General features: G+C 71.8%; 21 protein-coding genes, 1 tRNA gene and 1 pseudogene. 6 read left to right on the top strand and 17 right to left on the bottom strand.

What is annotated here, in order from left to right; genetic code table 11:
- Together EW117_RS29270 and EW117_RS01875 are read left to right on the top strand one after the other, a co-directional pair.
- Positions 1–209, top strand: a 209-nt coding sequence (locus EW117_RS29270) for a hypothetical protein (RefSeq protein WP_165362407.1), incomplete at its 5' end; no start/stop codon positions are given.
- A gap of 77 nt (positions 210–286) precedes the next feature.
- Complete coding sequence (locus EW117_RS01875) at positions 287–865, top strand: alpha/beta hydrolase family protein (protein ID WP_129783031.1); 579 nt, start codon at positions 287–289, stop codon at positions 863–865.
- Between the two features lie 63 nt (positions 866–928).
- Here the strand turns inward: EW117_RS01875 and def are convergent, their stop codons facing one another.
- Positions 929–1,618 carry a peptide deformylase gene (gene def, locus EW117_RS01870; RefSeq protein ID WP_129783029.1) on the bottom strand — a complete coding sequence of 230 codons (690 nt, stop codon included), beginning with the start codon at positions 1,616–1,618 and terminating at the stop codon, positions 929–931.
- Here def and EW117_RS01865 point away from each other — a divergent pair.
- Positions 1,612–1,980: pseudogene (locus EW117_RS01865) on the top strand (ribosomal maturation YjgA family protein); the annotation flags it as partial. The gene def and the pseudogene EW117_RS01865 overlap by 7 nt on opposite strands.
- A 22-nt stretch (positions 1,981–2,002) precedes the next feature.
- On the opposite strand, the gene EW117_RS01860 reads toward EW117_RS01865, so the two are convergent.
- Positions 2,003–2,656 (bottom strand): TetR/AcrR family transcriptional regulator, encoded by a 654-nt coding sequence (locus EW117_RS01860; protein WP_129783027.1) that lies wholly within the window; start codon positions 2,654–2,656, stop codon positions 2,003–2,005.
- 37 nt (positions 2,657–2,693) lie between these two features.
- Between EW117_RS01860 and EW117_RS01855 the strand changes: the two genes are divergently transcribed.
- Both EW117_RS01855 and EW117_RS01850 read left to right on the top strand, forming a co-directional pair.
- Positions 2,694–3,617, top strand: coding sequence for an SDR family NAD(P)-dependent oxidoreductase (locus tag EW117_RS01855; protein WP_242504021.1), 924 nt, complete (start codon positions 2,694–2,696; stop codon positions 3,615–3,617).
- A gap of 93 nt (positions 3,618–3,710) precedes the next feature.
- A complete protein-coding gene (locus tag EW117_RS01850) occupies positions 3,711–4,097 on the top strand; it encodes a DoxX family protein (protein ID WP_129783023.1) in 387 nt (128 codons plus the stop codon).
- 241 nt (positions 4,098–4,338) lie between these two features.
- Here EW117_RS01850 and EW117_RS01845 read toward each other — a convergent pair.
- The 8 genes from EW117_RS01845 to topA form a co-directional block, all read right to left on the bottom strand.
- Positions 4,339–4,411: transfer RNA gene (locus tag EW117_RS01845), tRNA-Thr, on the bottom strand.
- Positions 4,412–4,535: 124 nt separating this feature from the next.
- Positions 4,536–6,077 (bottom strand): alpha/beta hydrolase, encoded by a 1,542-nt coding sequence (locus EW117_RS01840; protein WP_242504020.1) that lies wholly within the window; start codon positions 6,075–6,077, stop codon positions 4,536–4,538.
- Between the two features lie 63 nt (positions 6,078–6,140).
- Positions 6,141–6,809: a hypothetical protein gene (locus EW117_RS01835; RefSeq protein ID WP_129783021.1), complete on the bottom strand. Its 669-nt coding sequence runs from the start codon at positions 6,807–6,809 to the stop codon at positions 6,141–6,143.
- Positions 6,810–6,930: 121 nt separating this feature from the next.
- Entirely contained in the window at positions 6,931–8,601 is a 1,671-nt protein-coding gene (locus EW117_RS01830) for an enoyl-CoA hydratase-related protein (RefSeq protein WP_129783020.1), read from the bottom strand.
- A gap of 144 nt (positions 8,602–8,745) precedes the next feature.
- Positions 8,746–9,882, bottom strand: a complete 1,137-nt coding sequence (locus EW117_RS01825; RefSeq protein ID WP_129783018.1) for a DNA polymerase III subunit delta' — start codon at positions 9,880–9,882, stop codon at positions 8,746–8,748.
- Complete coding sequence (gene tmk, locus EW117_RS01820) at positions 9,879–10,616, bottom strand: dTMP kinase (RefSeq protein WP_129783016.1); 738 nt, start codon at positions 10,614–10,616, stop codon at positions 9,879–9,881. The genes EW117_RS01825 and tmk overlap by 4 nt, the downstream gene beginning before the upstream one ends.
- A 98-nt stretch (positions 10,617–10,714) precedes the next feature.
- Positions 10,715–11,116, bottom strand: a complete 402-nt coding sequence (locus EW117_RS01815; protein WP_129783014.1) for a pyridoxamine 5'-phosphate oxidase family protein — start codon at positions 11,114–11,116, stop codon at positions 10,715–10,717.
- A 103-nt stretch (positions 11,117–11,219) separates the two neighbouring features.
- Positions 11,220–14,045: a type I DNA topoisomerase gene (gene topA / locus EW117_RS01810; protein ID WP_129783012.1), complete on the bottom strand. Its 2,826-nt coding sequence runs from the start codon at positions 14,043–14,045 to the stop codon at positions 11,220–11,222.
- 220 nt (positions 14,046–14,265) lie between these two features.
- On the opposite strand from topA, the gene EW117_RS01805 reads away from it, so the two are divergent.
- A complete protein-coding gene (locus tag EW117_RS01805) occupies positions 14,266–15,366 on the top strand; it encodes a phosphatase PAP2 family protein (protein ID WP_242504019.1) in 1,101 nt (366 codons plus the stop codon).
- A gap of 76 nt (positions 15,367–15,442) precedes the next feature.
- Here the strand turns inward: EW117_RS01805 and EW117_RS01800 are convergent, their stop codons facing one another.
- From EW117_RS01800 to EW117_RS01770, 7 genes are all read right to left on the bottom strand, one after another.
- Positions 15,443–16,897 (bottom strand): S1 family peptidase, encoded by a 1,455-nt coding sequence (locus EW117_RS01800; RefSeq protein WP_129783010.1) that lies wholly within the window; start codon positions 16,895–16,897, stop codon positions 15,443–15,445.
- A gap of 188 nt (positions 16,898–17,085) precedes the next feature.
- Complete coding sequence (locus EW117_RS01795; protein WP_242504018.1) at positions 17,086–18,210, bottom strand: S1 family peptidase; 1,125 nt, start codon at positions 18,208–18,210, stop codon at positions 17,086–17,088.
- 218 nt (positions 18,211–18,428) lie between these two features.
- The gene (locus EW117_RS01790; protein ID WP_242504017.1) at positions 18,429–19,370 is read right to left on the bottom strand and encodes a LysR family transcriptional regulator; all 942 of its coding nucleotides are present in this window, start codon (positions 19,368–19,370) and stop codon (positions 18,429–18,431) included.
- Positions 19,371–19,513: 143 nt separating this feature from the next.
- Complete coding sequence (locus tag EW117_RS01785; RefSeq protein ID WP_165362406.1) at positions 19,514–21,097, bottom strand: DUF7059 domain-containing protein; 1,584 nt, start codon at positions 21,095–21,097, stop codon at positions 19,514–19,516.
- A 94-nt stretch (positions 21,098–21,191) separates the two neighbouring features.
- Complete coding sequence (locus EW117_RS01780; RefSeq protein ID WP_129783008.1) at positions 21,192–22,394, bottom strand: hypothetical protein; 1,203 nt, start codon at positions 22,392–22,394, stop codon at positions 21,192–21,194.
- A 79-nt stretch (positions 22,395–22,473) separates the two neighbouring features.
- Positions 22,474–22,806 carry a CD225/dispanin family protein gene (locus EW117_RS01775; RefSeq protein ID WP_129783006.1) on the bottom strand — a complete coding sequence of 111 codons (333 nt, stop codon included), beginning with the start codon at positions 22,804–22,806 and terminating at the stop codon, positions 22,474–22,476.
- Between the two features lie 67 nt (positions 22,807–22,873).
- Positions 22,874–24,610: a M20/M25/M40 family metallo-hydrolase gene (locus EW117_RS01770; RefSeq protein ID WP_207211714.1), complete on the bottom strand. Its 1,737-nt coding sequence runs from the start codon at positions 24,608–24,610 to the stop codon at positions 22,874–22,876.
- Positions 24,611–24,701 lie beyond the last annotated feature (91 nt).

The following is a 24,701-nucleotide window of genomic DNA, read 5'->3' as shown; positions in this document are numbered from 1 at the left end:
CCTCGAGCACGCCGAGCCCGTCGCCGTCGCACACGTCGCCCGGGGCGGCCCTCCTGTCCGAGATCCAGGAGCAGCCCACCGTCCGGAAGCAGCTGGCCGCCGCCGAGCAGGACGACGTCATCTCGCCCCTCGGCTGGGTGGCCGTTCTCGGCAGCGGCACGTTGCTCACCACGGGCGGCGTGCTCATGCTCTGGCGTCGCCTCACCTGATCCTCGCCCGCCGGATCTGCCGGGCCACCCGACCCACCCGAGCCGCCCTCGCCGGGCACCCGGGGCAGACTGGGCTCGTGACCACCCCCGCAGGACTCCTGCTGACCCCCGGCGCGGGCGCGAACCGGGACAGCCCGGCCCTCGTCACCGTGGAGGGCACCCTGTCCGGCCTCGAACCGCCGCTGCCCGTGCGCCGCGTCGACTTTCCGTACCGCCTCGAAGGGCGCCGGGTGCCGGACCGGGCCCCGGTTGCCGTCGCGCACCTGCAGGCCGCGGCCACGGCGTGGGCCGGTGAGCTCGGCGTGCCGACGGACCGGCTGCTCCTGGGCGGGCGGTCGTACGGCGGGCGGATGTGCTCCATGGCCGTCGCGGAAGGTCTGCCCGCGGCAGGTCTGGTGCTGCTCAGCTACCCGCTGCACCCGCCGGGACGTCCGGAGAAGCTCCGCGTGGAGCACTTCGGGCGGATCGAGGTGCCCACGCTGTTCGTGTCCGGGGACAACGACCCGTTCGGCACGCCTGGCGAGCTCGCGGAGCACGTCGCCGCGATCCCGGGACCCGTCACCACGGTGACGCTGTCCGGCGCGCACGACATGCGCGGCGTCGCGCGGGAGAAGGCGGTGGCGGAAGCGGTGGCGTCCTGGATCGCCGTGTTGTGAGCGCGATCGTGGCGACTACGCGACCGTTATAGGCGCAATGGTCACGCTCACAACCAAAGGGGGTCAGCGGCCGCCGGCCGGCTTCTCCGGGTAGTCCGGCGGGGTCTTGTCCAGCTCGATGGCGATCTCGCGGCGTTCCGCGATGATGTGCTCGCGCTCCTCGTCACGCTGCTCCAGCGCGTCGGCCTGGAGCTCGGCGCTCAGGTGGTCCCAGTAGAGGATGCCGTCGAGGTGCTGCGACTCGTGGATGAAGCACCTCGCCAGGTACCCCGTGCCCGACAGCTGCACCGGCCCGCCGTGCTGGTCGACGCCCCGCACGGTCGCCCGGCCCGGGCGCTCGAGCGGCTCGTACGCCCCGACGATCGAGAGGCAGCCCTCCTCCTCGGTCTCGGGATCGGCGTCGAGGTCCATCTCGAGCTCCGGGTTCACCACGTGGCCCACGTGCCGGTCACCGGAGGAGTCGGTGAGGTCGTACACGAACACCCGCAGGTCAACACCCACCTGGGGCGCCGCGAGCCCCACGCCCTGCGCCGACTCCATGGTGGCGAACAGGTCGTCGACCAGCCGGGCCAGCTCCGGCGTGGAGAACTTCTCGACGGTCCGGGCCGGGCTGTGCAGCACCGGCTCACCGATCTCGGTGATACGCAGCACGCGGCCGCGAGTCACCTCGGGGGCCGTCGCGGGGTACTCCTCGACCGGCTCTCCGAGCAGGTAGGTGACGGGTTTGCGCCGTCGGGGGCGGGTCCATGCCATGGCACAGAGGGTACCTTCGACGCATGCAGTCCACGCCGACCGGGACGGGTGGTGCGGCCCTCGTCGCCCAGGGGCGCGGACGACGGGCCGGGGCCGCGCTCCGGCATCGGGTGGTGCCTGCTCTCGCGGCGGTAGTGACCGTGGCCGCAGGCCTGTCCGTGCGGTCGGTGCTCTCGGATGACGTGGCGAAGTACGCGGGTGACGCGCTCTACGCCCTGCTGATCTTCTGGCTCGTGCTCGTGGTGGCGCCGCGCACGCGCGGGTGGGTGGCCGCACTGGTGGCGCTCGGGGTGAGCGTGGTGGTCGAACTCTTCCAGCTCACGGGTGTCCCCGCCGCGCTCGGCGCGCACAGCACGCTCGCCCGGCTGGTGCTCGGCACCACGTTCAATGCGCCGGACCTGCCGTTCTACGCCGTCGGGGCCGCGGTGGGCTGGGCGCTGCACCGGACAGCCCGCGCAGCGCGTGCCGGACGATCGCCCGCGCGCCGTCGGGCGTCAGGTCGCCGGACCGCTCCGTCCAGCGGCGGGTGACCGGCGCGAAGATCAGATCGACCGCCAGGTCCAGGTCGACGTCGGGGTCGAGCTGGCCGGCCTCCTGCGCCCGGCGGAGCCGCCGCTTCTTGAGCTCGCGCATGGGCTCGTCCAGCCGCTCGCGATAGGCCTCGCTGAGCTCCGGGTCCTCGATGATCGCGGCGGTGAGGCCGCGCAGGGCGCGGTCGAACGCGGGGTCGGCGAACTCCTCGACCGTGGCGACCAGCACGTGAGCCAGGTCCGCCTCGAGGTCGCCGGTATCGGGCAGCTCGGCGGATTCGTCCGCCCCCACCGAGCGTTCGAGGACGGCGTCCAGCACCAGGGTTCCCTTGTTCGGCCACCACCGGTAGATCGTCTGTTTCCCGACGCCGGCCCGCGCGGCCACCTTCTCGATGGTCAGGCGCGCATACCCGAGCTCGGCGACGACGTCGAAGGCCGTTGCGAGGATCGCCGCGCGGGTCGCGGGGTTGCGGCGCCGCCCCGTGGAGGGCTGCTGTGCGGTCGGCATGTGGGCACGATACTCGATCGAGACGAGACGGTCCGTATTGACAAGTTACGAGGCCGCGTGCGATCGTTCCCTTGTCGAGACGGAGCGTCTCGGTAAAAACGACCAGGGAGTTCCCATTACCGAACGAACCAGCAGTGCACAGCCCCGGACGTGGCTCATCACCGGAGCCAGCCGCGGACTCGGCCGTGCGTTCACCGAGGCCGCCCTCGCGGCCGGCGACCGGGTCGCCGCCGTCTCCCGCACCGTGCGGGACGACGACACCCGGGACGGCCTGCTCCAGATCGTCGCCGACGTGCGCGACCCCGCGTCCGTGCGGGCCGCCGTCGAACAGGCCGTCGACGCCTTCGGGCGGCTCGACATCGTCATCAACAACGCCGGGACCATGTCGTACGGGTTCGTCGAGGAGTTCACCGAGGCGCAGGTCCGCGCCCAGCTGGAGACCAACTTCTTCGGCGCCGTTTGGGTGACCCAGGCTGTCGCTCCGGTGCTACGCCGGCAGGGGTCGGGCCACCTCATCCAGATCTCCAGCATCGGCGGCCTGGCGGGGTTCGCCGGCACCGGCCTGTACAGCGCGAGCAAGTTCGCGCTCGAGGGCCTGAGCGAGGCGGTCGCCTACGAGCTCGCCGACTTCGGCGTCCACGTGACCATCGTCCAGCCGGGTGGGTACTGGACCAACCTCTACACCGCCATGGACACCGCTACGCCGGTCCCGGATTACGACCCTCTGCGCGACCGGCTGGCAGCGCAGTTCGCGGAGAACAGCGTTGACAGCGACCCAAAGCGGGCCGCCAAGGCGATCCTCGAGCTGGTCGCCAGCCCTCGTCCGCCGCGGCGGCTCCTCCTGGGCGGCACGGCCTACGACATCGCGTTCGACGTCACCGACGAACGGCGTCGGACCTGGAAGGAGTGGGAGGCCGTGAGCCGCGCGGCCGAGGAACCTGTCCCGGCACCAGAGGGATAGCCCGCGCCGGTGGCCCGTGCGGCCGCGCTGTCACACACCGGCCGTCTCCATCGTCGGCGGTGCAGACAGTGACCGACCGTCGAGGAGAACCGGATGAATATCGCGCTGTGGATAGTTGCGGGGCTGCTGGCCCTCGCCTACGTGGTCGGCGGCAGCCTCAAGCTGATCATGAGCAAGGAGAAGATCGCGGCGACCGGAACCGCCGCGGGATGGGTCGAGGACTTCAAGCCCGGCAGCATCAAGGCCATCGGGGTGCTCGAGGTGCTCGGCGGCCTCGGCCTGATCCTGCCCGCCGCGCTCGGCATCGCGCCGGAGCTGGTGCCCCTGGCCGCCCTAGGTCTGGCCATGATCATGGTCGGTGCGGTGGTCACCCGCATCAGTCGGCACGAGTACAAGCTGATGGTGGCGGACCTGGGCTACCTCGTCCTGATCGGCTTCGTGCTGTGGGGCCGCCTTGCGCCGGAGGCGTTTGTCGCGTGACCCGGCCGGCGGCAAGTTGACCCAAGGCGACGAGCGACGGCGCCGAGAATCCAACCCCACGACCTACCGCGTGCCCCATGACGCGCTGGGCGACCTGTACGGGCACCTGATCGACGACAACCTGTGGAGCGCCGCAGGGAAGATCGGGGGCACCACGGGGGCATCTGCCGATGTCGAGGGGAATGACAAAACCCCCGAAGCCGGATGACTTCAGGGGTCTGACCTGGGCTTACGCCCACTGAGCCGCCTATCGGAATCGAACCGATGACCTATTCATTACGAGTGAATCGCTCTACCGACTGAGCTAAGGCGGCGTGCACACCGCGAGCCGGCAGAACCGGATCGGTGAGCGGCCCTCACTGTACCCAATGGAAGGCCCAGGTTTCAAAGCGAAACCGTGTGACGTGCTCGACCCCGCGAATCGGGGTCGACGACGGCTCAGCAGGTGAGGCCGTCCTGCGGCACGGTGCCCTCCACGAGGTAGTCCTCCACTGCCTCCGCGATGCAGGTGTTCGACCGCCCGTACGCCGTGTGCCCCTCGCCCTCGTACGTGACGAGGAGGCCCGATGAGAGCGTCTTAGCGAGCGACTCGGCCCAGCGGTACGGGGTGGCGGGGTCGTTGGTGGTGCCGACGACGAGGATCGGCGGCGCGCCCTTCGCGGTCGGGTCGAACTCCTGCTTCGCCGGCGGGTAGGGCCAGTCCGTGCACTCGATGCCGGAGTACCCGAACGACTCGCCGAGCGTGGGCGCTGCCTCCCGGATCTGGGCCGCGAGCTGCTGCATCTTGCCCATGTCCTCCTCGGCGCGGGCGTCGGCGCAGTTGATCGCGCGGAAGGCTTCCTCGCTGTTGGACTTGAACGTGCCGTCCTCGCTCCGGTCGTTGTAGACGTCCGCCAGGTAGAGCAGGTCGTCGCCGGTGCCCTCCCAGAGGACCTCCTGCAGGGCCTGCGTGAGGAACGACCAGGACGCCTCGTCGTACATCGTCACGGCCACGCCGTAGAACGCGAGCTTCTTGGTCACCGAGCGATCGGACGACGTCGGGATGGGGTTGGGTTCCGCGTCCTCGACGATCGCCTGGATCTGCTGCAGGCCGCTGGTGACGTCGCCGGTGAGTGGGCATTCGCTGCTCGCCTGGCAGTCCGTCACGTAGGCGCGCAGCGCGCTCTCGAAGCCCTCTGCCTGCTGCAGCGCCACCTCGTCCGAACTCAGCGTGGGGTCGAGGGCGCCGTCGAGCACGAGGCGCCCGGCGCGGTCCGGGAACAGGCCGGCGTAGGTGGCGCCGAGCTGGGTGCCGTAGGAGAAGCCGAGGTAGTTGAGCTCGTCGTCGCCCAGCGCGGCGCGGAGCATGTCCATGTCGCGCGCGGCCGACTGCGTGTCCACCTTCCCGAGCAACGGGCCCGTGTTCTCGGCGCAGGCCTGGCCCCAGGCCCGGACGGCGTCCTGCCGGTCGGCCAGGCCCTCCGGCGTGTAGGGGTAGTCCGTGCTGAGGAACTCGTCCTTGCCCGCGTCGTCGTAGCACTCGACCGGCGTCGACTGCCCGACACCGCGGGGGTCGAAGCCCACGATGTCGAACGAGGAGCGCAGCGACTGCCCGAACCGCGCCGGATCGCTCACGAAGTCGACGCCCGACCCGCCCGGCCCGCCCGGGTTGACCAGCAGCGAGCCCACCTTCTGCCCCGAGGCGGGGATTCGCTTGAGCGCTACCTCGATGCTGCCCGCCCCGGCGTCCTGCCAGGAGAGCGGCGCCGACGCCGTGGCGCACTGGAAGCCCTCGCCGCACTCGGTCCACTCCAGCGACTGGCCGTAGTAGTCCTCGAAGCCCTCCGGGGCGCCCTCCGTCGCCGAGCCGTCCGACTTGCCCACGTCCTCCAGCGCCGTCTGCACCTTGGGAGGTGCACCGCAGGCGGCGAGGAGGAGGACGGTGGTGAGCAGGGTGGCGACGACGGCCGCAGGCTGACGACGGCGGGCGGGGCGAATCACCCGGACAACCTACCGGTTGTGCCGGGAAGATTTCTTACCCGTTGGCGAACCGACACGCGACCCTCACGAGTCGAGCCAGGCGACCGGTCCAGGGCTGCCCTCAGCGGTCCGGGGCAGCAGCTGGACCTGGCCCTTGTCGCCCAGCATGACCGGTATCTCGTCGCCGGTGTCCGACTCCGCCGGCACCTCGACGACTGTGGTGGTCGGCACGAAGTCCATGGTGCAGATGCCCTCGCTCGGCGGCGTCAGGCGCACCGAGAGCACGCCGTCCGCGGCGGCGACCTTCGCGTCCTTGCTGCCCCCGCCCATGGTCGCCTTGGGCTCCGCGTAGGTGGGGCACGAGCTCGAACCGTTGGTCACGACGTACAGCAGACCCTCCACGGGGGCCCAGGCGACGCCGACCGTCGAGTCGGTGTTCCCCTCCAGTCCGGGCGGCAGGCCGCGCCCGGAGTTGCCCGCCGCGATCTCCATGTCGGCGGCCTCCACCGGCACGTCGCCCTCGCCGGCGTCGTCACCCGTGCCGTCCGAAGGGCTGGGGCTCGGCGTGTCGCTGTCCTCCGGGGTCGGGGAGGTGGTCGTGGTCGACGTGCCCGCCTCAGACCCTCCGACGTCGGACTGCGCGCATCCCGATAGCGCGAGCGCCGCCGTCATGCCGAGGCCCAGGGCCGTCATACCCGCACGTGCCATAGCCCGCGTCGTGACGCCGGACCGGTCCATCCGCCTGATCTTCATGCCCAGATCCTTCCACTCGCCGCTGAAATCCACCTGGTGGAGGGGCCGCGACTGCGGCCCCTCCACCCGTGTCATGTGGCGGGCGGTGTGGATCTTGCACTTCACCCCCGACGCGTAGGACTCACACGCGCGCCGAGGAGAAGCGCAGCTTCTCCGGGGTGGCGTCCGCGGCGGTCTTGCGCAGGAAGGCGCGGCGGTGCACGGAGAAGGCGTTGCGGTCGTCGAAGAAGTCCCGCGCCATCTCCGCCAGCTCGATGGTCTGGTAGTACGACAGCGGCCGGTCCGTCGCCCGGCGCTCCGCACGGGCGGCGAGCATCCAGCCGAGCGTGGCGGGCTCCTCATAGCCTTGGGCGGCGGAGGAAAGCCAGGTGTTGAACTCGCCCCACTCCCGCGGCCCGACGGCGCTGATCAGACCGATGCGGGCCGCCTCGGCCACCGAGATCGGCAGCTTGCGGTTCAGGAGCAGCGACGCGCGGTGGTCCCCGACGCGCGCCGGGACGCTCCACGAGTGCAGCTCGGAGCCGTAGATCCCCATGTCGTAGTACGGATTGAGGACGACGCCCTCGCGGGCGAGCGTGACGTCCGCGCAGAGGCCGGCCATGACGCCGCCCGCGCCGGCGTTCGCGGTGAACGCGGCGACGGTGAGCTGCTCGGCGGTGGCGATGGCGAGGCACAGCTCGTCGATGGCGCAGATGTTGTCCCAGGCCTCGGCGGCCGGGTCCGGCGACGCGTCGACGGTGCCCAGGTGGATCCCGTTGGAGAACGCGTGCTCGGTGCCCTTGATGACCAGCACCCGCGTGTCCTCCGTGAGGGCCTTCTCCACTGCGCTGGTCAGGCGGCGGCACTGCTCGGTGTACATGGCCCCGCTGTACGAGCGGATCGTGAGGTAGCCGACGGCGCCGTCGCGCACGTACGTCGTCTCGGCCAGGGCGTCGGGGACGCGCCGGAACGGGGCGTTGCTCGCGTCGATCACCTGCGCGGCCGGGAGCTTGGCACCCCGGCGGCCGCTCAGCTCGGCGGCGTAGCCGACCCAGAGCGTGCCGACGCCGCAGGCGATCGCCACGGCGTCGAGGTTGCGGCCCACCACGGTGCCGGGCGCGGCTCCGGTGTGCTCGGGCGACGCGACGGCGTCGAACACGCAGACCGACCTCCCGTTCACGCCGGCGGGGGCGCCGGGGGCGCCGTCGGCCGCGGCGACGAGGCGTTCCAGCTCGGTGGCGGGGCGGCTCCAGTCGATGCGGAAGTCCTCGCGGCGCAGCAGCGGCAGCTCACCGTCGACGGGCACGATCCGCAGGCAGGCCTCCGCCGGGATGGGCCGTTCGCCGTCGGCGACCTTGCGCACCACCTCGCCGATGCAGGCCATCGCCGCGTCCGCGACGCGGCTGTTGTAGAGCGCGCTCTTGGCGATCGGCTGGTCGGGCATGTCGAAGACCGCCGTCGCCCACACGGGGCCGGCGTCCAGCTCCTCGACGGCGGACAGCGCGGTGACACCCCACCGTTCCCTGCCGTCGCGGATCGCGTGGTCGAGCGACGAGGGGCCACGGTCTCCGACCGGTCCCGGGTGCACGATGACTGTCGGCCAGCGGTCGTAGATCGTGTCCGGCACGCGGTGCTTGAGGAACGGGCACAGGATCAGGTCAGGGTCGGCACGCTCGACGGCGCGCGTCATGGCGACGCCCGACTCGAAGGTCGGGGCCAGCTCGACACCGACGTCATGCCCCTGTTCCCGCAGGGAACACCAGACCCGCTGGGTGAGACCGTTGAAGGCTGAGACCAGCAGGAGGATCCTCATCGGGCGGTGGACTCCTTGTCGCACGGAAAAGCTCTGGGGGCGTCCCGCACTCTAACCAGGGACGGCAATCGGGACAATGTGCCTCGGTGGTTCATCTTCACCCGCGCCAAATCTTCACAGGTGCGGGACCAGAGCGGACGGCGCTCACCCTTGCGGACGCAAGGCTATCGCCATCGCCTCCAGCGCCAGCAGCGGCGCGACGTTGCCGTCCAGGCGCGTCCGGGCGACCCCTATCGAGTCCATCCGGCGCACCGTCTGCTCGGGGGTCGAGTCGGCGGCGAGGGAGCGCACCGTCTCGGCTAGCTCCGCGTTCACCAGGTCGACCTCCGCGCCGAGCTGCACCACGAGCACGTCCCGGTACAGCGAGAGCAGGTCCACCATCGCGCGGTCGAGCACGTCGCGCTGGTGCCGGGTGGCGCGCCGCTTCTGGTCGTCCTCCAGCTGCTTGAGCTGCGAGCGCAGGCGGGGCGGCAGCGTCTCGCCGTCGGCCACACCGAGGGCACGCAGCAGCTCGGCCTTCTCGGCCGCGTCCCGTTCCTGCGTGGCCGACACCGCCTCCGCCTTGGCCACGTCCACGAGCTCGCCCGCGGCGAGCACCGCGTCGCCGACGCCGCGGATGCGCCGGGCGATGCTCAGCACGGCGGTGCGCCGCTCGCGCGCCCCGGCGTCGCGCGCCAGGCGCTTCGCGAGGCCGACGTGGCTCTGGGCCGCGCGGGCCGCGCTCAGCGCCACCGCGGGGTCCGCACCGTCGCGCCGCACCAGCAGGTCCGCGACCGCCTGCGGCGGCGGGACGCGCAGGACCACGGCGCGGCAGCGCGACCGGATGGTCGGCAGCACGTCCTGGACCGACGGCGCGCACAGCACCCACACCGTGTGCGGCGGCGGTTCCTCGATGGTCTTGAGCAGCACGTTGGTGGTGCGCTCGGCCATGCGGTCGGCGTCCTCGATGATGATCACGCGCCATCGCCCGCCGGAGGGCGACCGGGACGCCGTCATGATCAGGTCGCGCACCTCGTCGATCGCGATGACCACCTTCTCGGTGGCCAGCAGCGTCACGTCCGGGTGGGTACCCGCCATGGTGGTGGTGCACGCATGGCACACGCCGCAGCCGCCCTGCGGGCACTGCAGCGCCGCCGCGAACGCCCGCGCGGCGACGGACCGGCCCGATCCCGGCGGCCCGGTCACCAGCCACGCGTGCGTCATCGCGGCCGGGTTCGCCACGGCCCCTTGGAGCGCGGCGACGGCGGACTCCTGGCCGACGACGTCGTCCCACACCGTCATGAGGCCTCCTCGTCGCCGGTGTCGCCGGGCGCGGCGGGCGCGGCAGGCGCGGCGGGCTCGCCGGGCGTGGGGAGGCTGCTGGCCTCGGCGACGACGGGCGTGAGACCCAGCCGGGCCGAGAGGTCCACCCGGATCTGTCCCTGGATGTCATCGATCGGCGCGCTGGCGTCGATGATCACCCAGTGCTCCGGGTCCGCCGCCGCGCGCTGGAGGAACGTGTCCCGGACGCGGGTGTGGAACTCGAGACCCGCGCGTTCCAGACGGTCCAGCGCACCCTTGCCCTCGGCGGCGGCACGGCGCGTGGCGGCCGCCCCTGGCTCGAGGTCGAGCAGGATCGTGATGTCCGGCCGCAGGCCCTTGGTGGCCCACAGGGAGAGGTGCTCCACCTCGTGGTCGGGCAGATCGCGGCCGCCCGCCTGGTAGGCGACGGAGGAGTCGATGTAGCGGTCGGTGATCACGACGGCGCCGCGTCCCAGCGCCGGCCGCACCACGGTCTCGACGTGGTGGGCGCGGTCGGCCGCGTAGATCAGCGCCTCGGCCCGCGGGCCCATGTCCTGGCCGTGCATGACCGCGGCCCGCAGCTCCTTGCCGAGCGCGGTACCACCCGGCTCGAACGTGAGCACGACCTCGCGGCCGGTCAGGTCGGCCAGCCAGTCGCCGAGGAGGCGTGACTGCGTCGACTTGCCGACGCCCTCGCCGCCCTCGAAGGAGATGAAGTAGCCCGGTGCGTTCACGCGGCAACCCTAACCGCGACCACCCACATCGACCGGTCGACCGACTTTGTCAGGCACACAAGTCACTCGGGTGGCCTGTACGTCTGACAAGTCGGTACTCAGCGCCGCAGACGCCGGCCTGTCACCTGGGTGGCCGTGATCCGCACCCAGGTGTCCCTCGTGTCGTCCAGGTAGCTGATCAGGTTGGTCGACTCGGCCGCGGCGATGTCGGCGTCGGTCTCCAGGATCTCCGCGGTGCCCTTCACGACGACGCTGTACGCGATCTCCGGACCCCACTGATCGACCTCGAAGGCGACCTTCTCGTTGATCGCGACCTCCGCGACCTTGGTGCCGGGGATGGTGTGGAAGTAGATGGTCCGGTCCGCCGTGGCGAAGTTCAGCGGGAAGATCTCGGGCTCTCCCGCGACGGCAGTGCCGAGCCGCCCGATGGGCTGCATCGAGAGGAACTCCCAGCACTCGTCCTCGGTCATCGGCGTGATGCTCTGCTCGTTGTCGGCCATATGCCCATCGTGCGCCCGGTGAGCAGGCCCCGCCTGGTGAGCCATCCGGTCCGCGCGTGTCAGACGTGCAGGTCACCGGGGTGCCCCGCACGTCTGACACGTGCTACTTGTTCGACGCCGACGACTTCTTGGCGGCCGGCTTCTTCGCCGGGGCCTTCTTCGCCGCAGGCTTCTTGGCCACCGTCGACCGCGTGGTGCGCTTCTTGGCCGGGCCCTGGGCGCGCTTCTCCGCCAGCAGCTCGATCGCGCGCTCTGCGGTGACCGACTCCGGGGTGACGTCCCGCGGCAAGGTCCGGTTGGTCTCACCGTCGGTCACGTACGGGCCGAACCGGCCGTCCTTGACCTGGATCGGCTTGCCGCTGTTCGGGTCGTCCCCGAGCTCACGCAGGGGCGGTGCCGCCGTCCGCCCGCGACCCCGCTTGGGCTGCTTGTAGATCTCCAGCGCCTCGTCGAGAGTGACCGTGAACATGGCCTCCTCGGACGGCAGGGTGCGGGAGTCCGTGCCCTTCTTCAGGTACGGGCCGTAGCGGCCGTTCTGCGCGGTGATCTCGTCGCCCGACTCCGGGTCCACACCCACGACGCGCGGCAGCGACATGAGCTGCAGGGCGTCCTCCAGCGACACCGAGTCGAGCGACTGCGTCTTGAGCAACGACGCGGTCTTCGGCTTGGGCAGTGCGGCCAGCGCCCGCTTCTTCGCCGCGGCCGACAGGTCCGGGTCGAGGTCCGGCTCGGGCAGCTGCTCCGTCACGTACGGGCCGTAGCGGCCGTTCTTGGCGACGATCGGGTTGCCGGTCTCCGGGTGCACACCGAGCACGCGGCCGTCGTCGGCCCCGGCGGCGAGCAGCTCGCGGGCCTTGATGACGGTCAGCTCGTCGGGCGCCACGTCGTCGGGCACCGAGGCGCGAGGCGGCGTCTTGCCCTCCTCGACCTCGGCCGCGAGGTCCTCGAGGTACGGGCCGTAACGGCCCACCCGCACGCGGATTCCCTCACCGATGTCCACGGAGTTGATCGCCGCTGCGTCGATCTCGCCGAGGTTCGCCACGAGCGCGCGCAGGCCGCCGCCTTCGCTGTCCACGCCGAGCGGGTCCGACGTACCGAGGTTGCCCGGCGCCTCGCCGAAGTAGAACTCCTTCAGCCACGCCACCCGCTCGCGCGACCCGGCGGCGATCTGGTCGAGGTCGGCCTCCATGGTGGCCGTGAAGTCGTAGTCGACGAGCCGGTCGAAGTGCTCCTCCAGCAGGCGGATCACCGCGAACGCGAGCCAGGTCGGCACCAGCGCCTGGCCGCGCGTGATCACGTAGCCGCGGTCCTGGATGGTCGAGATCGTCGCGGCGTACGTGGACGGGCGGCCGATGCCGCGCTCCTCCAGCGCCTTGACCAGCGACGCCTCCGTGTACCGCGCGGGCGGCGACGTGGAGTGGCCGTCCGCGGCCAGGTCGGTGCCGATCAGGGCGTCGCCCTCGGCCATCGTCGGCAGGCGCGTCTCCTTCGCCGCGGCGGCGCCCTCGGCCGCCTCGGTGTCCGCGTCCGCGCTCTCCTCGTAGGCCGCGAGGAAGCCGCGGAACGAGATCACGGTGCCCGACGCCGAGAACACCGCCTCGTTGCCGTCCTGCTCGCCACCCACGATGACGGCGCCGAGCCGGACGGACGCCGTCGAGCCCTTCGCGTCGGCCATCTGCGACGCGACGGTGCGCTTCCAGATGAGCTCGTAGAGGCGGAACTGGTCGCCGCTGAGCTCGCCGGCGACCTGCGCGGGCGTGCGGAAGGAGTCGCCCGCGGGGCGGATCGCCTCGTGCGCTTCCTGGGCGCCCTTCGACTTGCTGGCGTACAGGCGGGGCGCGCCCGGCACGTACTCGGGCCCGTACAGCTCGGCGGCCTGACGGCGCGCGGCGTCCGTCGCCTCCTTGGAGAGGGAAGGGCTATCGGTACGCATGTAGGTGATGTAGCCGTTCTCGTACAGACCCTGCGCGGTGCGCATCGCCTGACGCGACGACATCCGTAGCTTGCGGCCCGCCTCCTGCTGCATCGTGGAGGTGGTGAACGGCGCGGCCGGACGGCGCGTGTACGGCTTGGTCTCCAGGCTGCGGACGGCGAAGTCGGCGTTCTCCAGGCCGGCGACGACGGCGCGGGCGGCCCCTTCGCTGAGCTGCACCACGCCGGTGCGGACCTTGAGCCGCCCACGGTCGTCGAAGTCGCGGCCCGAGGCGACCTTGTCGCCCGCGAGCTGGGTGAGCCGGGCCCGGAAGGAGGGCTGGCCCGAGGCGACGCCGTCGTCGGGCGAACCGTCGGTGACCGCGAAGGTGCCCGCGACGTCCCAGTAGTCCGCTGAGACGAACGCCATGCGCTCGCGCTCCCGCTCGACCACCAGACGCGTCGCCACCGACTGCACACGACCCGCCGACAGGCCCTGGCGCACCTTGCGCCACAGCACCGGCGACACCTCGTAGCCGTACAGGCGGTCGAGGATGCGCCGCGTCTCCTGAGCGTCCACGAGGTCCTGGTCCAGCTCGCGCGTGTTCTCCAGGGCGCGGAGGATCGCGTCGCGGGTGATCTCGTGGAACACCATGCGCTTGACGGGGACCTTGGGCTTGAGCTCCTGGATCAGGTGCCAGGCGATGGCCTCGCCCTCGCGGTCCTCATCGGTCGCGAGGAAGAGCTCGTCGGCGTCCTTGAGGGCCTTCTTGAGCTCGCTGACCTTCTTCTTCTTGTCCGCGTGGACCACGTAGTACGGATCGAACCCGTTGTCAACGTCCACGGAGAACTTGCCGTAGGGGCCCTTCTTCATCTCCGCCGGCAGGTCCTTGGGCTGCGGGAGGTCGCGAATATGCCCGACGCTGGCTTCGACCTCGTAGTCGTCGCCGAGGTAGCTCTGGATCTTGCGAGCCTTCGTGGGCGACTCCACGATCACGAGCTTGCGTGCCTGGGACATCCGGTCCTGCCTGCTTCCTGCGGGGTCTGGGGGAGGGCGCCGAGCGGCGTTGGAGAGTTCACGGTACGCCAGGCGCAACGGATCGCACCCTATCCGGGCCGACAGCCGGTTGCCCGGCGGTTTCACATGACCGTGGTGATTTTCACCCGTGGCGTGAACGACAGCGGAGCGTCACATCAGGCACACGGTCTCTTCAGGCTGGTCCCCTACGGTTGAGCCTATGACGGACCGTACCCTCCCGCTGCCTGACCTCCCGCAGCCCGCACGGGGTCGCGTCGTCGGTACGGCCAAGGGTTACACACCGCCCGCCGCGCCCGCATCCAAGGCTCGCAGGACCCGCCCGGTCCGGCCGCCTGCACCTCGCCCGACGCCGCCGGGCCCGCCCCCGCCGTCGGACGACGCGGGCGGCCGCCCGACCCCGGCGCGAGTGCCCGGGCTCCAGCCGCGCCTGCGCCCCCGCATCCTCGCAAGTGTCGTAGCGGTGCTCGCACTGTGGGGCGTGTGGGCCACGTGGGACACGTTGGTCGTCTCGGAGCGTGGCCAGCGTGCCGACCAGCTCGCGCTCGAGGGCGCCGTCAACGGCAAGGGCGTGCTCTGGGAGCTCGCGGAGCCGGTGCTCGGTGTGGTGTCGAACACGTTCGTCGGGCTCGGCCTCGCGGTCGCCGTGATCCTCGCGCTCGCCCGCGGTCGCTGGTGGCTCGCGGCGCAGGTTGCGATCCTGGTGGCCGGCTCCAACCTCACGACCCAGCTGCTCAAGCACGCGGTCCTCGACCGGCCCGCGCTGCTCGACGTCCCGCGGGCCGACATCAACACCCTGCCCAGCGGGCACACCACAGTCGCCGCGTCCGTCGCCGCGGGCCTCCTCATCGCCGTTCCCCGGCGCTGGCGGCCCGTGGTCGCGGTGGCGGGCGCCGCCTACACGGCGGCCACCGGCGTATCGACGCTGATCGGGCAGTGGCACCGGCCGTCCGACGTCGTCGCCGCGGTCCTCGTGGTGCTCGCCTGGAGCGCGGGCGTCTGCGCGCTGAGCTCGCCGTCGTCCCTGGACGAGCCGCAGGCCGGCCTGGGGCGGGGCGCGGGCCTGGGGCGGAGTGCGCTGGAGCCGGGGACGTCCGGCGTCGTCGGCCTGCTGCTGCTCGGCACGGCCGCCACGGGAGCGCTGGCGATCGGTGCGCTCGGCAGCGTCCGCGGCTACGGCTGGGGGCTGCCCTTCGGTGGCGACCTGACCGCTTACATGGGCGGGATGCTGGGCGTGATCGCGGTGACCCTGGCCTCGTTCGCGCTGCTGCTGGTGGTCCGCCAGTCCACAGCCCGCCCCTGACCCGCCGTTGAGTGCGGGATCTTCGCCCTTCAGATCAAGTTTGACGGGCGAAGATCCCGCACTCAACGACCGGTTGTCACGGGGTGGTCGAGTAGCCGCCCGTGTACGAGCCGGAGCCCGAGTACGCGTCGACGACCCAGCGGTAGGTGCCGGACGTGCCCGAGTAGGTCACGCTCTCGTCAGGCGACGAGGTGATCCCCTGGGCCACCGTGGTCCAGGAGCCGTTGCTCGCCTTCTGCAGGTAGAGGTCGAAGTCGGCCCCAGAAGGCCCGTCGAGGCAACCCTCGATCGTGCCCGTCAGCGCCGAGAAGCCGGTGGCGCCCGGCTTGAAGGCGTAGCCGCCGCTGCTCAGCGAGCCACTGAACGCCGTCTCCTCGCCCGTGCAGCCGGTGGGCGTGGTGCCGCCCCCGCCGGTGACGAGCGAAACGCCCGCGGCGCTGAGGGCCTCGTTCACCGGGTTGAAGTACGTGGTGCCGCCGGAGGAGCAGTTGCCGGAACCGCCCGAGGTCATGCCCTGCGCCTGCGTACCGGCGAGCAGCGAGCCGCCGGAGTCGCCCGGCTCGGCGCACACGTTGGTGCGGATCAGGCCGTTGACGGTGCCCTCGGCGTAGGTGACCGACGCGTTCAGCGCCTGGATGGTGCCGCAGTGCCAGCCGGTCGTGGAGCCCGAGCGGCAGACGGTGGCGCCGACGGCGGCAGCGGTGGAGCCCGCGACGTTGACCGTTCCGCCGTTGTAGTTGTTGACCGCGCCGATCGGGGTGTCGTCCGTGCCGGTGTTCACGTAGGCGTAGTCGTTGCCCGGGAACGACGAGGTCCGGAAGGTCCCGCTGGGGCTGGTCGTGGTGTTGCCGACGTTGCCGCAGTGGCCGGCGGTGACGAAGCCGCTGGTGGCCGCGAAGCCGACCGAGCAGCGGGACCCGCCGATGTAGTAGGCGTTGCCGCCGATCACGTTGATGAACGTGCGCGGCATCTCGGCGACCTCGACGAGAGACACGGAGCCCGCCGGGATCCCGGCCTGCTCGACGGCGGCGGCGACGGAGGCCTTCGCGCCCTCGGCGACCTCCATGACCACGGTGTTGGACTCGACGTCCACGTAGGCGCCCGCGACCTCGGCGTCCGGCGCCGCCCGGAAGGCCTTGGCGGCCAGCCGGTCGAGCTTGCTCAGGGACTTGTCGACGGTGACCGCGGTGGCACCGGCGGCGCGGACCTCGGCCGCGCCGGCCTTGTCGGTGACCGCGACGAACAGCTCGGTGCCGTCCACCCAGGCGCCGGCGTAGCCCTGGTCGAGGGCCTTGGCGATGGCGTGCTGCTTCTCCGACAGCGCCTCGTCGGTCTTGATCCGGTCCACGGCCTGCGCGGTCGTCAGACCCAGGTCGCGCTCCATCGCGGCGACCATGCCCGGCGCGTAGCCGGAGACATCGGGCTTGTCGGATCCGGCGGCTGCACCCGCGGTAGCGGCGGTGATGCTGGCGGCGAGGAGCGTCGCAGCGGCTGTAGCCACGGTGATCGCTCTGAAGGATGTGCGTCTCATGTCCAGCGACTCCTTGTCGTCGGGGCAATGAATTCACCCAGTGCGGCAAAGCGTAGGGTCGCTTCCAGCGAACTCCCAGATACCTTTTGGGACATATCGGGAGGATATGCGGGCATGCCGAGGAGCAGGTAGGGGAAGTCCCTACCCGCTCCTCGACCGACCGGACGTCGGTCGCTAGCGCGGTTCGATCAGTTGGTCAGCAGCGAGACCCCCGCGGCGCTCAGTGCCTCGCCCACCGGCTGGAAGAAGGTCTGGCCACCGGAGGAGCAGTTGCCCGAGCCGCCGGAGGTCATGCCCTGGGCCTGCGAGCCCGCGAGCAGCGAGCCGCCCGAGTCACCCGGCTCGGCGCAGACGTCGGTCTGGATGAGGCCGGAGACACTGCCCTCGGCGTAGTTCACCGTGGCGTTGAGCGCCTCGATGGTGCCGCAGTGCCAGCCGGTCGTGGAGCCCGAGCGGCAGACCGAGGCGCCGACGGCGGCCGGAGACGAGCCCTCGACGGCCACGGTGCCGCCGGCGTAGTCGTCCACCACGCCGACCGGGGTGTCCGAGTCGACCGAGACGAAGCTGTAGTCGTCACCCGGGAAGGAAGAGACCTCGAAGGTTCCGGACGGCTCGCTCGCCGTGGCGCCCACGGACCCGCAGTGGCCGGCCGAGACGAAGCCGCCCGTGACCGCGAACCCGACCGAGCAGCGCGAGCTGCCGTTGATGAAGTAGGCCTCGCCACCGATCACGTCGGCGAACGTCCGAGGCCGCTCCGTCGCTTCGTTCAGGGTGACCGCGGAGGCGGGAACGCCCGCCTCGGCCACAGCGGCCTTGACGTCGGCAGCGGCGCCGTCGACCACGTCGATCACGATCTCGTTGGTCTCCACGTCCACGTGGTACGAGGTCACGTCGGACCCGGTCAGCGCACCGTCCAGGTCCGCCGTCCAGGCGTCGAGCGCCTCGAGCGAGTTGTCGACGGTGACGGGGGTGGCCCCGGCCGCACGGACGTCGGCGGCCTCGGCGGCATCGGTCACGGCGACGTGGAGGGCGTCCGTGCCCTCGACCCAGGCCCCGCCGTAAGAGGCACCGAGCGACTTCTCCAGGCTGCGCTGCGTACCGGCCAGGATCTCCTGGGCCTCGATCTGAGCGACGGCGTCGGCCGTGCTCAGGTTCAGGTCGCGCTCCATTGCGGCGACCAGACCTGGCGCGTAGCCCGCTCGTGCGGTCTCGACGGCGGACGGTCCAGCGACGGCGACGGCGTTGATGGTGCCGGCAAAGAGGCCCACGGTGGCGGTTGCCACGGCAAGACCCCGGAGGGAAGTGCGTCTCATCTCCAGCGACTCCTTGTGTCGTAGAGCGGGTGAAATTCCACCCACGAGTGATTTTTCACCCGCAGCGACACTGTAGGAGGAGTCGGACGTCCCGCCCAGATCACACTCAGGTCATACATATTTCCTATGGAGGGCAAACCACGTAAGGGCTTGTCAACGCGCAACCGGTCAGACGTACGGGTCACCCCGGTGACCTGCACGTCTGACACGTCGGGGAGTCAGCCGAGCATGCCGTACATCGCCAGCCACTGCTCGTACTGCGGGCTGCGCCGGACGGCGTCCCGGTGCGCGCGGTGGGCGGCACCCTCGACGGCCTCCAGGTCCACGCGCAGGTCGGCGTCGTGCCGCCACCCCAGGTAGTGGGTGCGCCGCAGGGGCGCCCCCGCGAGGGGGACCGTCACGACGCCGGGCGGGTCGAGCTGCCCGGGTTCCACGAGCGCGACGGCCCGCCCCGCCCGCACCTGGTCGACGGCGGTGGTCCACTCGGCGTCGCCCATGCCGCGCGGCGTGAAGCCCGCGCGCACACAAGCCGACACGAAGCACTCCTCGAGGCAGCCGTGCGACGGCACGCAGAGCCACTGCTCCTCGGACAGCTCGGCGAGCGAGACCTCGGGCTTGCCCGCGTACGGATGGTGCTCGTCGATCAGGACGAACATCGGGTCGGTACAGACCCGCGTCCACGCGACCTCCACGGCCGCGGGCGGCGAGACGTCGGAGCACATCCCGACGAGCCCGACGTCGATGGTGCCGCGGGCGAGCCGGGACGCGACGTCGTCCGGAAGGTGGGGCATGGCCGTCGTGACCTGGGCGCCCGGGATCGCAATGTGCAGCTGGTTGACGAACAGGCCGCCCAGCGCGGTCCCGGTGATGCCCACGCGGACCGTCTCCCCGTGCGCGACGTCGCCGTTGACGAGCCGCTCGGCGTCGTCCGCCAGGGCGGCCATGGCCGGGAGCAGCACACGGGCGTGCCGGAGTATCAGCTCACCGAGCTCGGTCGGGCGCGCGCCGAAGCGGTCGCGGACGAAAACGTTCCCGCCCAGCGACCGGTCGATGCGGTTGAGCTGCGCAGTCAACGCCGGCTGCGCGATGCCGAGGGCAGCGGCCGCCTTCGTGACGCTGCCCGACTCAGCAACAGCGACAACCATCCTCAAGTGCCGCATGTCGAGTTCCACACGGTGGAAAGTATCTGCCATAGGCGCGGATGTCTCTGTTCCGGACAAGATTTATCGGCGTGAGCGACTGACCGTTACGTCCCGGAAACGGACCGGTCACCGCGTGCGGGGCAGATCCTGACGATCGAGCGTCACTCCGCCAGGAAACCGTCACGGACCAGCCCGCGTACTGCCGGGAGCAGCTCGGTGGCCAGGGCGTCCACCGGAACGTCGAACAGCGAGGCGAGCGCGCCGACGATCTGCCCCACCGTCAGCTCGCCGTCGCACGCACCGACCAGGGCAGCGAGCGGGCTCGACGCCTGGACCCCGCGGCCCAGCCCGTCTCCCTGCCGCAGGATCACGACGTTCGGGTCGGCCTCGCCCGGCGTCAGGTAGCGCTCCTCCGTGACATCCGCCGCCGTGACCAGGTGCGCTGCGGCCAGGTGCGCGTCGTCGCGGGACGCGAGCCAGTCGTGGCCGGCGAGGCTGCGCGCGATGTGCGCCCCCAGCGGCTGGCGGACCGATCCGGTGTGCTCCTCGAGCCGCCGGAGCGTGGGCGCCCCGGACGCCGGACGCCGAAGGGTCACGATCCCGAAGCCCACGGCCTCGACGTCCCGGGACGCGAAGTCGTCGAGCCACGCGCCGTACGCGGCGGCCCAGGCATCGGGTTCGCGGTCGGGTGTGGTGCCGCCGTCCCGGATCCACGTCTCGGCGTACTCGGCGGGGTCGAGGACCTCACGCTGGATGATCCAGCCGTCGAGGCCCGCGCCGTCGAGCCACGCGCCGACGCGCTCCGTCCACGGCTCGCCCCGCCGGTGCTCCCAGTTGCCGAGGAGCTGCGCGACGCCACCCGGCGCGAGCACGCCGCCGACGCCGAGGACCAGGTCCCTGACCAGGTCGTCGCCCGCCCGGCCGCCGTCGCGGTACTCGTAGTCGCCCAGAGCGTCGGCGACCGCCCGGCCGGCCGCGCCCGCGTGGGGCGTGATGACGAACGGCGGGTTCGAGACCACGAGGTCGAACCGCTCCCCCGCCACAGGTTCCAGCATGGATCCGTGCCGGAGCTCCACCTCCGTCCCGGACCGGGCGTTCAGCGCGACGTTGAACTCCGCGAACGCCAGCGCCCGCCGCGAGATGTCGGTCGCCACCACTCCCTCCGCGTGCCGCGCCGCGTGCAGGGCCTGGACACCGCAGCCGGTGCCGAGGTCGAGCACCCGCCCGGTCGGGTTACGCACGGTGACCTGCGCCAGCGTGAGGGACGCGCCGCCGGCCCCGAGCACGTGGTCGGTCGCCAGGCGGCCGCCCGTCGCCAGCTCGCCGAGGTCGGACGCGAGCCACCAGCGTGCGTCGCCGACGGCGTCGACCGAGGAGTAGGGGCGCAGGTCCGCGACGGCGCGCACCTCGTCGTCGTCCACCGTGCCCTGCGCGGCGACCAGGCCGAGGCGCTCGGCGCCCGCCGTCCCCGTGCCGGGGAGGGCCCGGTCCAGTGCCGACCGTTCCACCGGGGCGCCCAGGAGGAACAGTGCGGCGAGGGTCGCGCGCGGGTCGTGGTCCGCCGGCGGCTTGCCGGCCACCGCCGCGGCGAGTGCCCGCCGAGCGGGCAGCGCCTGCTCCCGGTGCAGCGCGGCCGCGGCGAGCGGTCCGAGCAGGTCCTCGACGCCGTCGACGTCGTAGGCGGAGGAGACCAGGTCATCACGGAGCGAGACGACGAGGGCGGGGTCGGTCACGGGCGGCTGCACGAGCCCATCCTGCCCGCAGACTCCGCACCCTTACCAGACGGGCGGCTCGCGCCTGCTGGTGGGCCGGTCACGCCCGCGCGGCGAGCCGCCGGAGCTATCCGCGGCAGTTGGACGCCACGTAGGCCTGCACGCGTTCGAGTGCGCCCACCATCGCCTGGGTGTCGAGCTCCTCCTGCGCGCCACCCACAGCGGCGCTGACGGCCGGGCCGTCGTTCGCCTTCACCTTCTCGATGTTGTTCGCGACCGTCGAGTAGTAGGTGAAGGCGATCGCCCAGTCCTCGGCGATGTCCTCGGGCGGCGTCACGCCCTCCAGGGCGTTGCGGGCGTTGATGAACCCCTTGCGCAGGGTCTCCGGCTCGTCCTCGACCATCGCCGACTGCGCGTTGGCGGCCTGCGTCCACGCCATCTGTGTCTGTGCGCAGGACGCGGCCTCCGCGCTCGTGAGGGCGCCGTCGCCCCCGACCAGGCTCATCCCCCAGCCGGTGCCCAGGCCGAGGACGGCTGCGACCACGCCGGCCGTCACCAGCACCACCGGGCGGTCCAGGACCTTGGGCAGGCCACGGCGCAGGGTCTTCTTGATGCGCTTCTGCTGGGCGGTGTCCGGGACGGGGATACCGCCCCTGGTGCGCTTCTGGCCCGCCTTCGGCTCGGCCTCGCTCTTGCGGGACTCGGCCTTGCTCCTGCGGGACTCGGCCTTGCTCTTGCGTGACCCCGCAGAGCTCGGCAGGGCGGGCGGGACGTCGTCCGGAAGTGCCGCGGGCGGGACGTCGTCGGCCTCCGGGCCGACGTCGGCCACCGGGCCCGCGTTCAGCGGGAAACCGCCGGCCGGGGTGGGGGCGGGGTCGCTCTTGGGCGCCCCCTTCGTGCCGGACTTGGCACCCTTGCCCTTGGACCTCGACTTCGCGACCTTGGCGCTCTTACCGCCGACGTTCTTGCTGCGGCCGCGCGTCGTGGCCGGTTCCGTGGTGACCACCGGGCCCCAGGGATTCGCTTCGCCGTCTCCCTCACCGTCTGCGACGACGGGCGCCGGGACCGGACCCCAGGGAGAGCTGCCGTCGTCGTCGGGGGCGGTGGTGGTGTCCGGGAGGGCGGGGGCCGTGGTGCTCGCGCTGCCCCAGGGGCTGGGAGCCGGCTCGCTCTCCGCGAGGCTTTCGGCCCACTCGAGAGCGCTGGCGCTGGGCGCGGACTCCCCGGCCGCGAGGCTCTCTGCCCACGTGAGCGCGTTGCTTGCGGGGGGACCTCCAGCGCGGGACGCAGCACGACCACCCCGGGAGCCCTTGCGCCGTGTCGCACTCATAGCCGCGAACTTTACCCGCTACCCCGGGGAAGACAGGAGGGGCGATCGTGTGATACGTGATGAACTGGGGGTGAAGTTGCTACCGGTTCAGGTAGGTGATGCTCGCCCAGAACACGACGATCACCCAGGCGACGATACCGATGGCGAGCGTCACGAGACCCCAGTTGCGCGCCCGCCGGGAAGCTTTCCGCGCCTTGTCGTGCTGCTGCGTCTTCCACAGGGAATTAACGCGCAGCGCGCTCACGAGGGCGACGATTCCGGTGGGCCAGAAGCAGAAAATGGTCACCAGAACGGAGAACAGGAGATACGTCCGCGGCGGGTACTGCAGCTGCGCCGGGTAGGTGTGGACGTTGACGTGCACGGGCGCGCGCGAGCCTCCCGGCACCACGGGCGGTACGGCGGAGCTGCTCATGGACGTCCCCCTCACCTACGTAAAGGGAGAACTTAGTCCAATTTCGGCGATTTGTTGAATGCGCAGGTCAACCGGGGATTTTTCGTAGTACCTCACGATAGAAATGCACACCCCGGCTCAGGGAATCAACACTGAGGTGTTCGTCCGCGCCGTGCATCGACTGCCGCTGCTCACGCGTCAGAGCGAACGGGCTGAACCGGTAGACATGGTCGCTGATGGGGGTGAAGGTGCGGGCGTCAGTGGCCGTGAGCGTCACGTACGGCACAACTACTGCATCCGGGTACGAAGCGCCGATCGCCTCGCTCAGCAGGGCGAACTGCTGGCTGTCGGCGGGCGAGACCTCACTGGGCTCACTGCGCTCCACGATCTCGATCTCGACCTTCTTGTCCCGGATGGTGCGGCGAAGCCGCGCGACCGTCCGGTCCACGGTCTCGCCGAGCGCCACCCGGACGTCAAGGTGCGCGCGGGCAGACGACGCCGCGACGTTCGCCCCCGAGCTGCCCTCGAGCTCGGTGACCGCCACGGTCGTACGGACGGTCGCCCAGGCCTCGGGGCCGCCCCGGGCGAGCATCCAGGCGGCGATCTTGCGCAGCGGTCCTGAGGCGAGCTTGGTCGCCGTCCGCAACAGCACGCCTCTGGCCCCCTTGGCGCCCGGCGCCACCCGCTCCAGCATGTCCACCGTCGGCGCGTTCACGCGGGCCGCGTACCGGTGCTTGCTCACCCGCGTCACGGCGCGGGCGAGGCGCGCCGTCGCCGTCCGCCTGCCGGGTGTCGCGGCGTGGCCGCCGACGTCGGTGGTGTACAGGTCCACCCCGACCCGGCCCTTCTCCGCGACGCCCACCAGGGCCGTCTGCCGGTCCAGGCCCGGGAAGGCGTCGGTCACCACGCCGCCGCCCTCGTCGATCACGAGCCACGGGCGCACGCCCAGCTCGTACAGGCGCCGGACGGCGGTCTGCGCCGATCCACCTGCGGTCTCCTGGTCCGCGCCGAAGAACAGCCAGATGTCCCGCTCGGGGACGAGCCCCTCGCCGAGCAGCGTCTCCACGGCGTCGAGCACCGCGACGAGCCCGCCCTTGTCGTCGAGCGTGCCGCGGCCGTGCACGACACCGTCCCGGATCTCGCCCGAGAAGGGGGGCGCGGACCACTCCATGCCCCCGACCGGCGCGACGTCCTGGTGGGCCATGAGCACCACGGGGAACGGGTGCAGCACGTCCTCGCGGCCCCGACCCGGCCAGCGGTAGAGCAGGCCGTGGTCGCCCGCGGGCTCGCTCTGCAGGGCGTGCACGCGGGGGTAGAACGCCGCCAGCGCCGCCCTGTGCCGCGCGAACGCCTCGTGGTCGACGTACTCCGGGTCCCGCACCGACACGGTCGGGATCTGCACGAGTGACGACAGGTGCCCGGCCGCGATGTGGCCCGCCGAGGCGTGGCGGTCGCCGTACGGCTCGGACGGCGTGAACGACGAAGCGCCCGGCCTGTCACGCAGCACGGCGTCGGGCGCCGCGGGCTGCTCGGAGACCCGCTCCGCCTGCTCCGGCGGCTCGGCCGCCGGCGTGCCGGAACCGCCCGAGGCGGAACCTGCCCGCTCGGCCGGCGTCGTCGCGGATCGCGAGGGCCGGGAGGATGTCGTGTCCGGGCGCCTCGGCGACAACGGCGCCGAGGGCTGCGGCTGCGGCTGGCCGGCTTCGCGGGGGCGCGGCTGGGATGTCGGCTCCGCGGCAGGCGCTACCGGATGGACTGACGCCTTCGCGATCATCTCGGCCGTGACCTGAGGGATGGCCTCGGTCGGGTCGATATCGGCACTCACGGGACCTTCTCCTGCTCCGGGTCTCCCACGAGGGGGGCTCCTGCGTCGGGGCTCTCGGCCACACCCGCGGATCGCGGGGCGTTCGGTAGCA

This window comes from Promicromonospora panici (assembly GCF_900608595.1).
Lineage (GTDB): Bacteria > Actinomycetota > Actinomycetes > Actinomycetales > Cellulomonadaceae > Promicromonospora > Promicromonospora panici.
This window is presented reverse-complemented; position numbering and strand designations above follow the sequence as displayed.

Bases quoted from the DNA above. Each gene is read 5' to 3' on its own strand.
- EW117_RS01790 (WP_242504017.1), bottom strand. From the start codon at position 19,370: ATGCGGCACTTGAGGATGGTTGTCGCTGTTGCTGAGTCGGGCAGCGTC.
- EW117_RS01795 (WP_242504018.1), bottom strand. From the start codon at position 18,210: ATGAGACGCACTTCCCTCCGGGGTCTTGCCGTGGCAACCGCCACCGTG.
- EW117_RS01825 (WP_129783018.1), bottom strand. From the start codon at position 9,882: ATGACGGTGTGGGACGACGTCGTCGGCCAGGAGTCCGCCGTCGCCGCG.
- def (WP_129783029.1), bottom strand. From the start codon at position 1,618: ATGGCATGGACCCGCCCCCGACGGCGCAAACCCGTCACCTACCTGCTC.
- EW117_RS01835 (WP_129783021.1), bottom strand. From the start codon at position 6,809: ATGAAGATCAGGCGGATGGACCGGTCCGGCGTCACGACGCGGGCTATG.
- EW117_RS01815 (WP_129783014.1), bottom strand. From the start codon at position 11,116: ATGGCCGACAACGAGCAGAGCATCACGCCGATGACCGAGGACGAGTGC.
- EW117_RS01780 (WP_129783008.1), bottom strand. From the start codon at position 22,394: ATGAGTGCGACACGGCGCAAGGGCTCCCGGGGTGGTCGTGCTGCGTCC.
- EW117_RS01805 (WP_242504019.1), top strand. From the start codon at position 14,266: ATGACGGACCGTACCCTCCCGCTGCCTGACCTCCCGCAGCCCGCACGG.
- EW117_RS01775 (WP_129783006.1), bottom strand. From the start codon at position 22,806: ATGAGCAGCTCCGCCGTACCGCCCGTGGTGCCGGGAGGCTCGCGCGCG.
- EW117_RS01830 (WP_129783020.1), bottom strand. From the start codon at position 8,601: ATGAGGATCCTCCTGCTGGTCTCAGCCTTCAACGGTCTCACCCAGCGG.
- EW117_RS01860 (WP_129783027.1), bottom strand. From the start codon at position 2,656: ATGCCGACCGCACAGCAGCCCTCCACGGGGCGGCGCCGCAACCCCGCG.
- EW117_RS01800 (WP_129783010.1), bottom strand. From the start codon at position 16,897: ATGAGACGCACATCCTTCAGAGCGATCACCGTGGCTACAGCCGCTGCG.
- EW117_RS01850 (WP_129783023.1), top strand. From the start codon at position 3,711: ATGAATATCGCGCTGTGGATAGTTGCGGGGCTGCTGGCCCTCGCCTAC.
- topA (WP_129783012.1), bottom strand. From the start codon at position 14,045: ATGTCCCAGGCACGCAAGCTCGTGATCGTGGAGTCGCCCACGAAGGCT.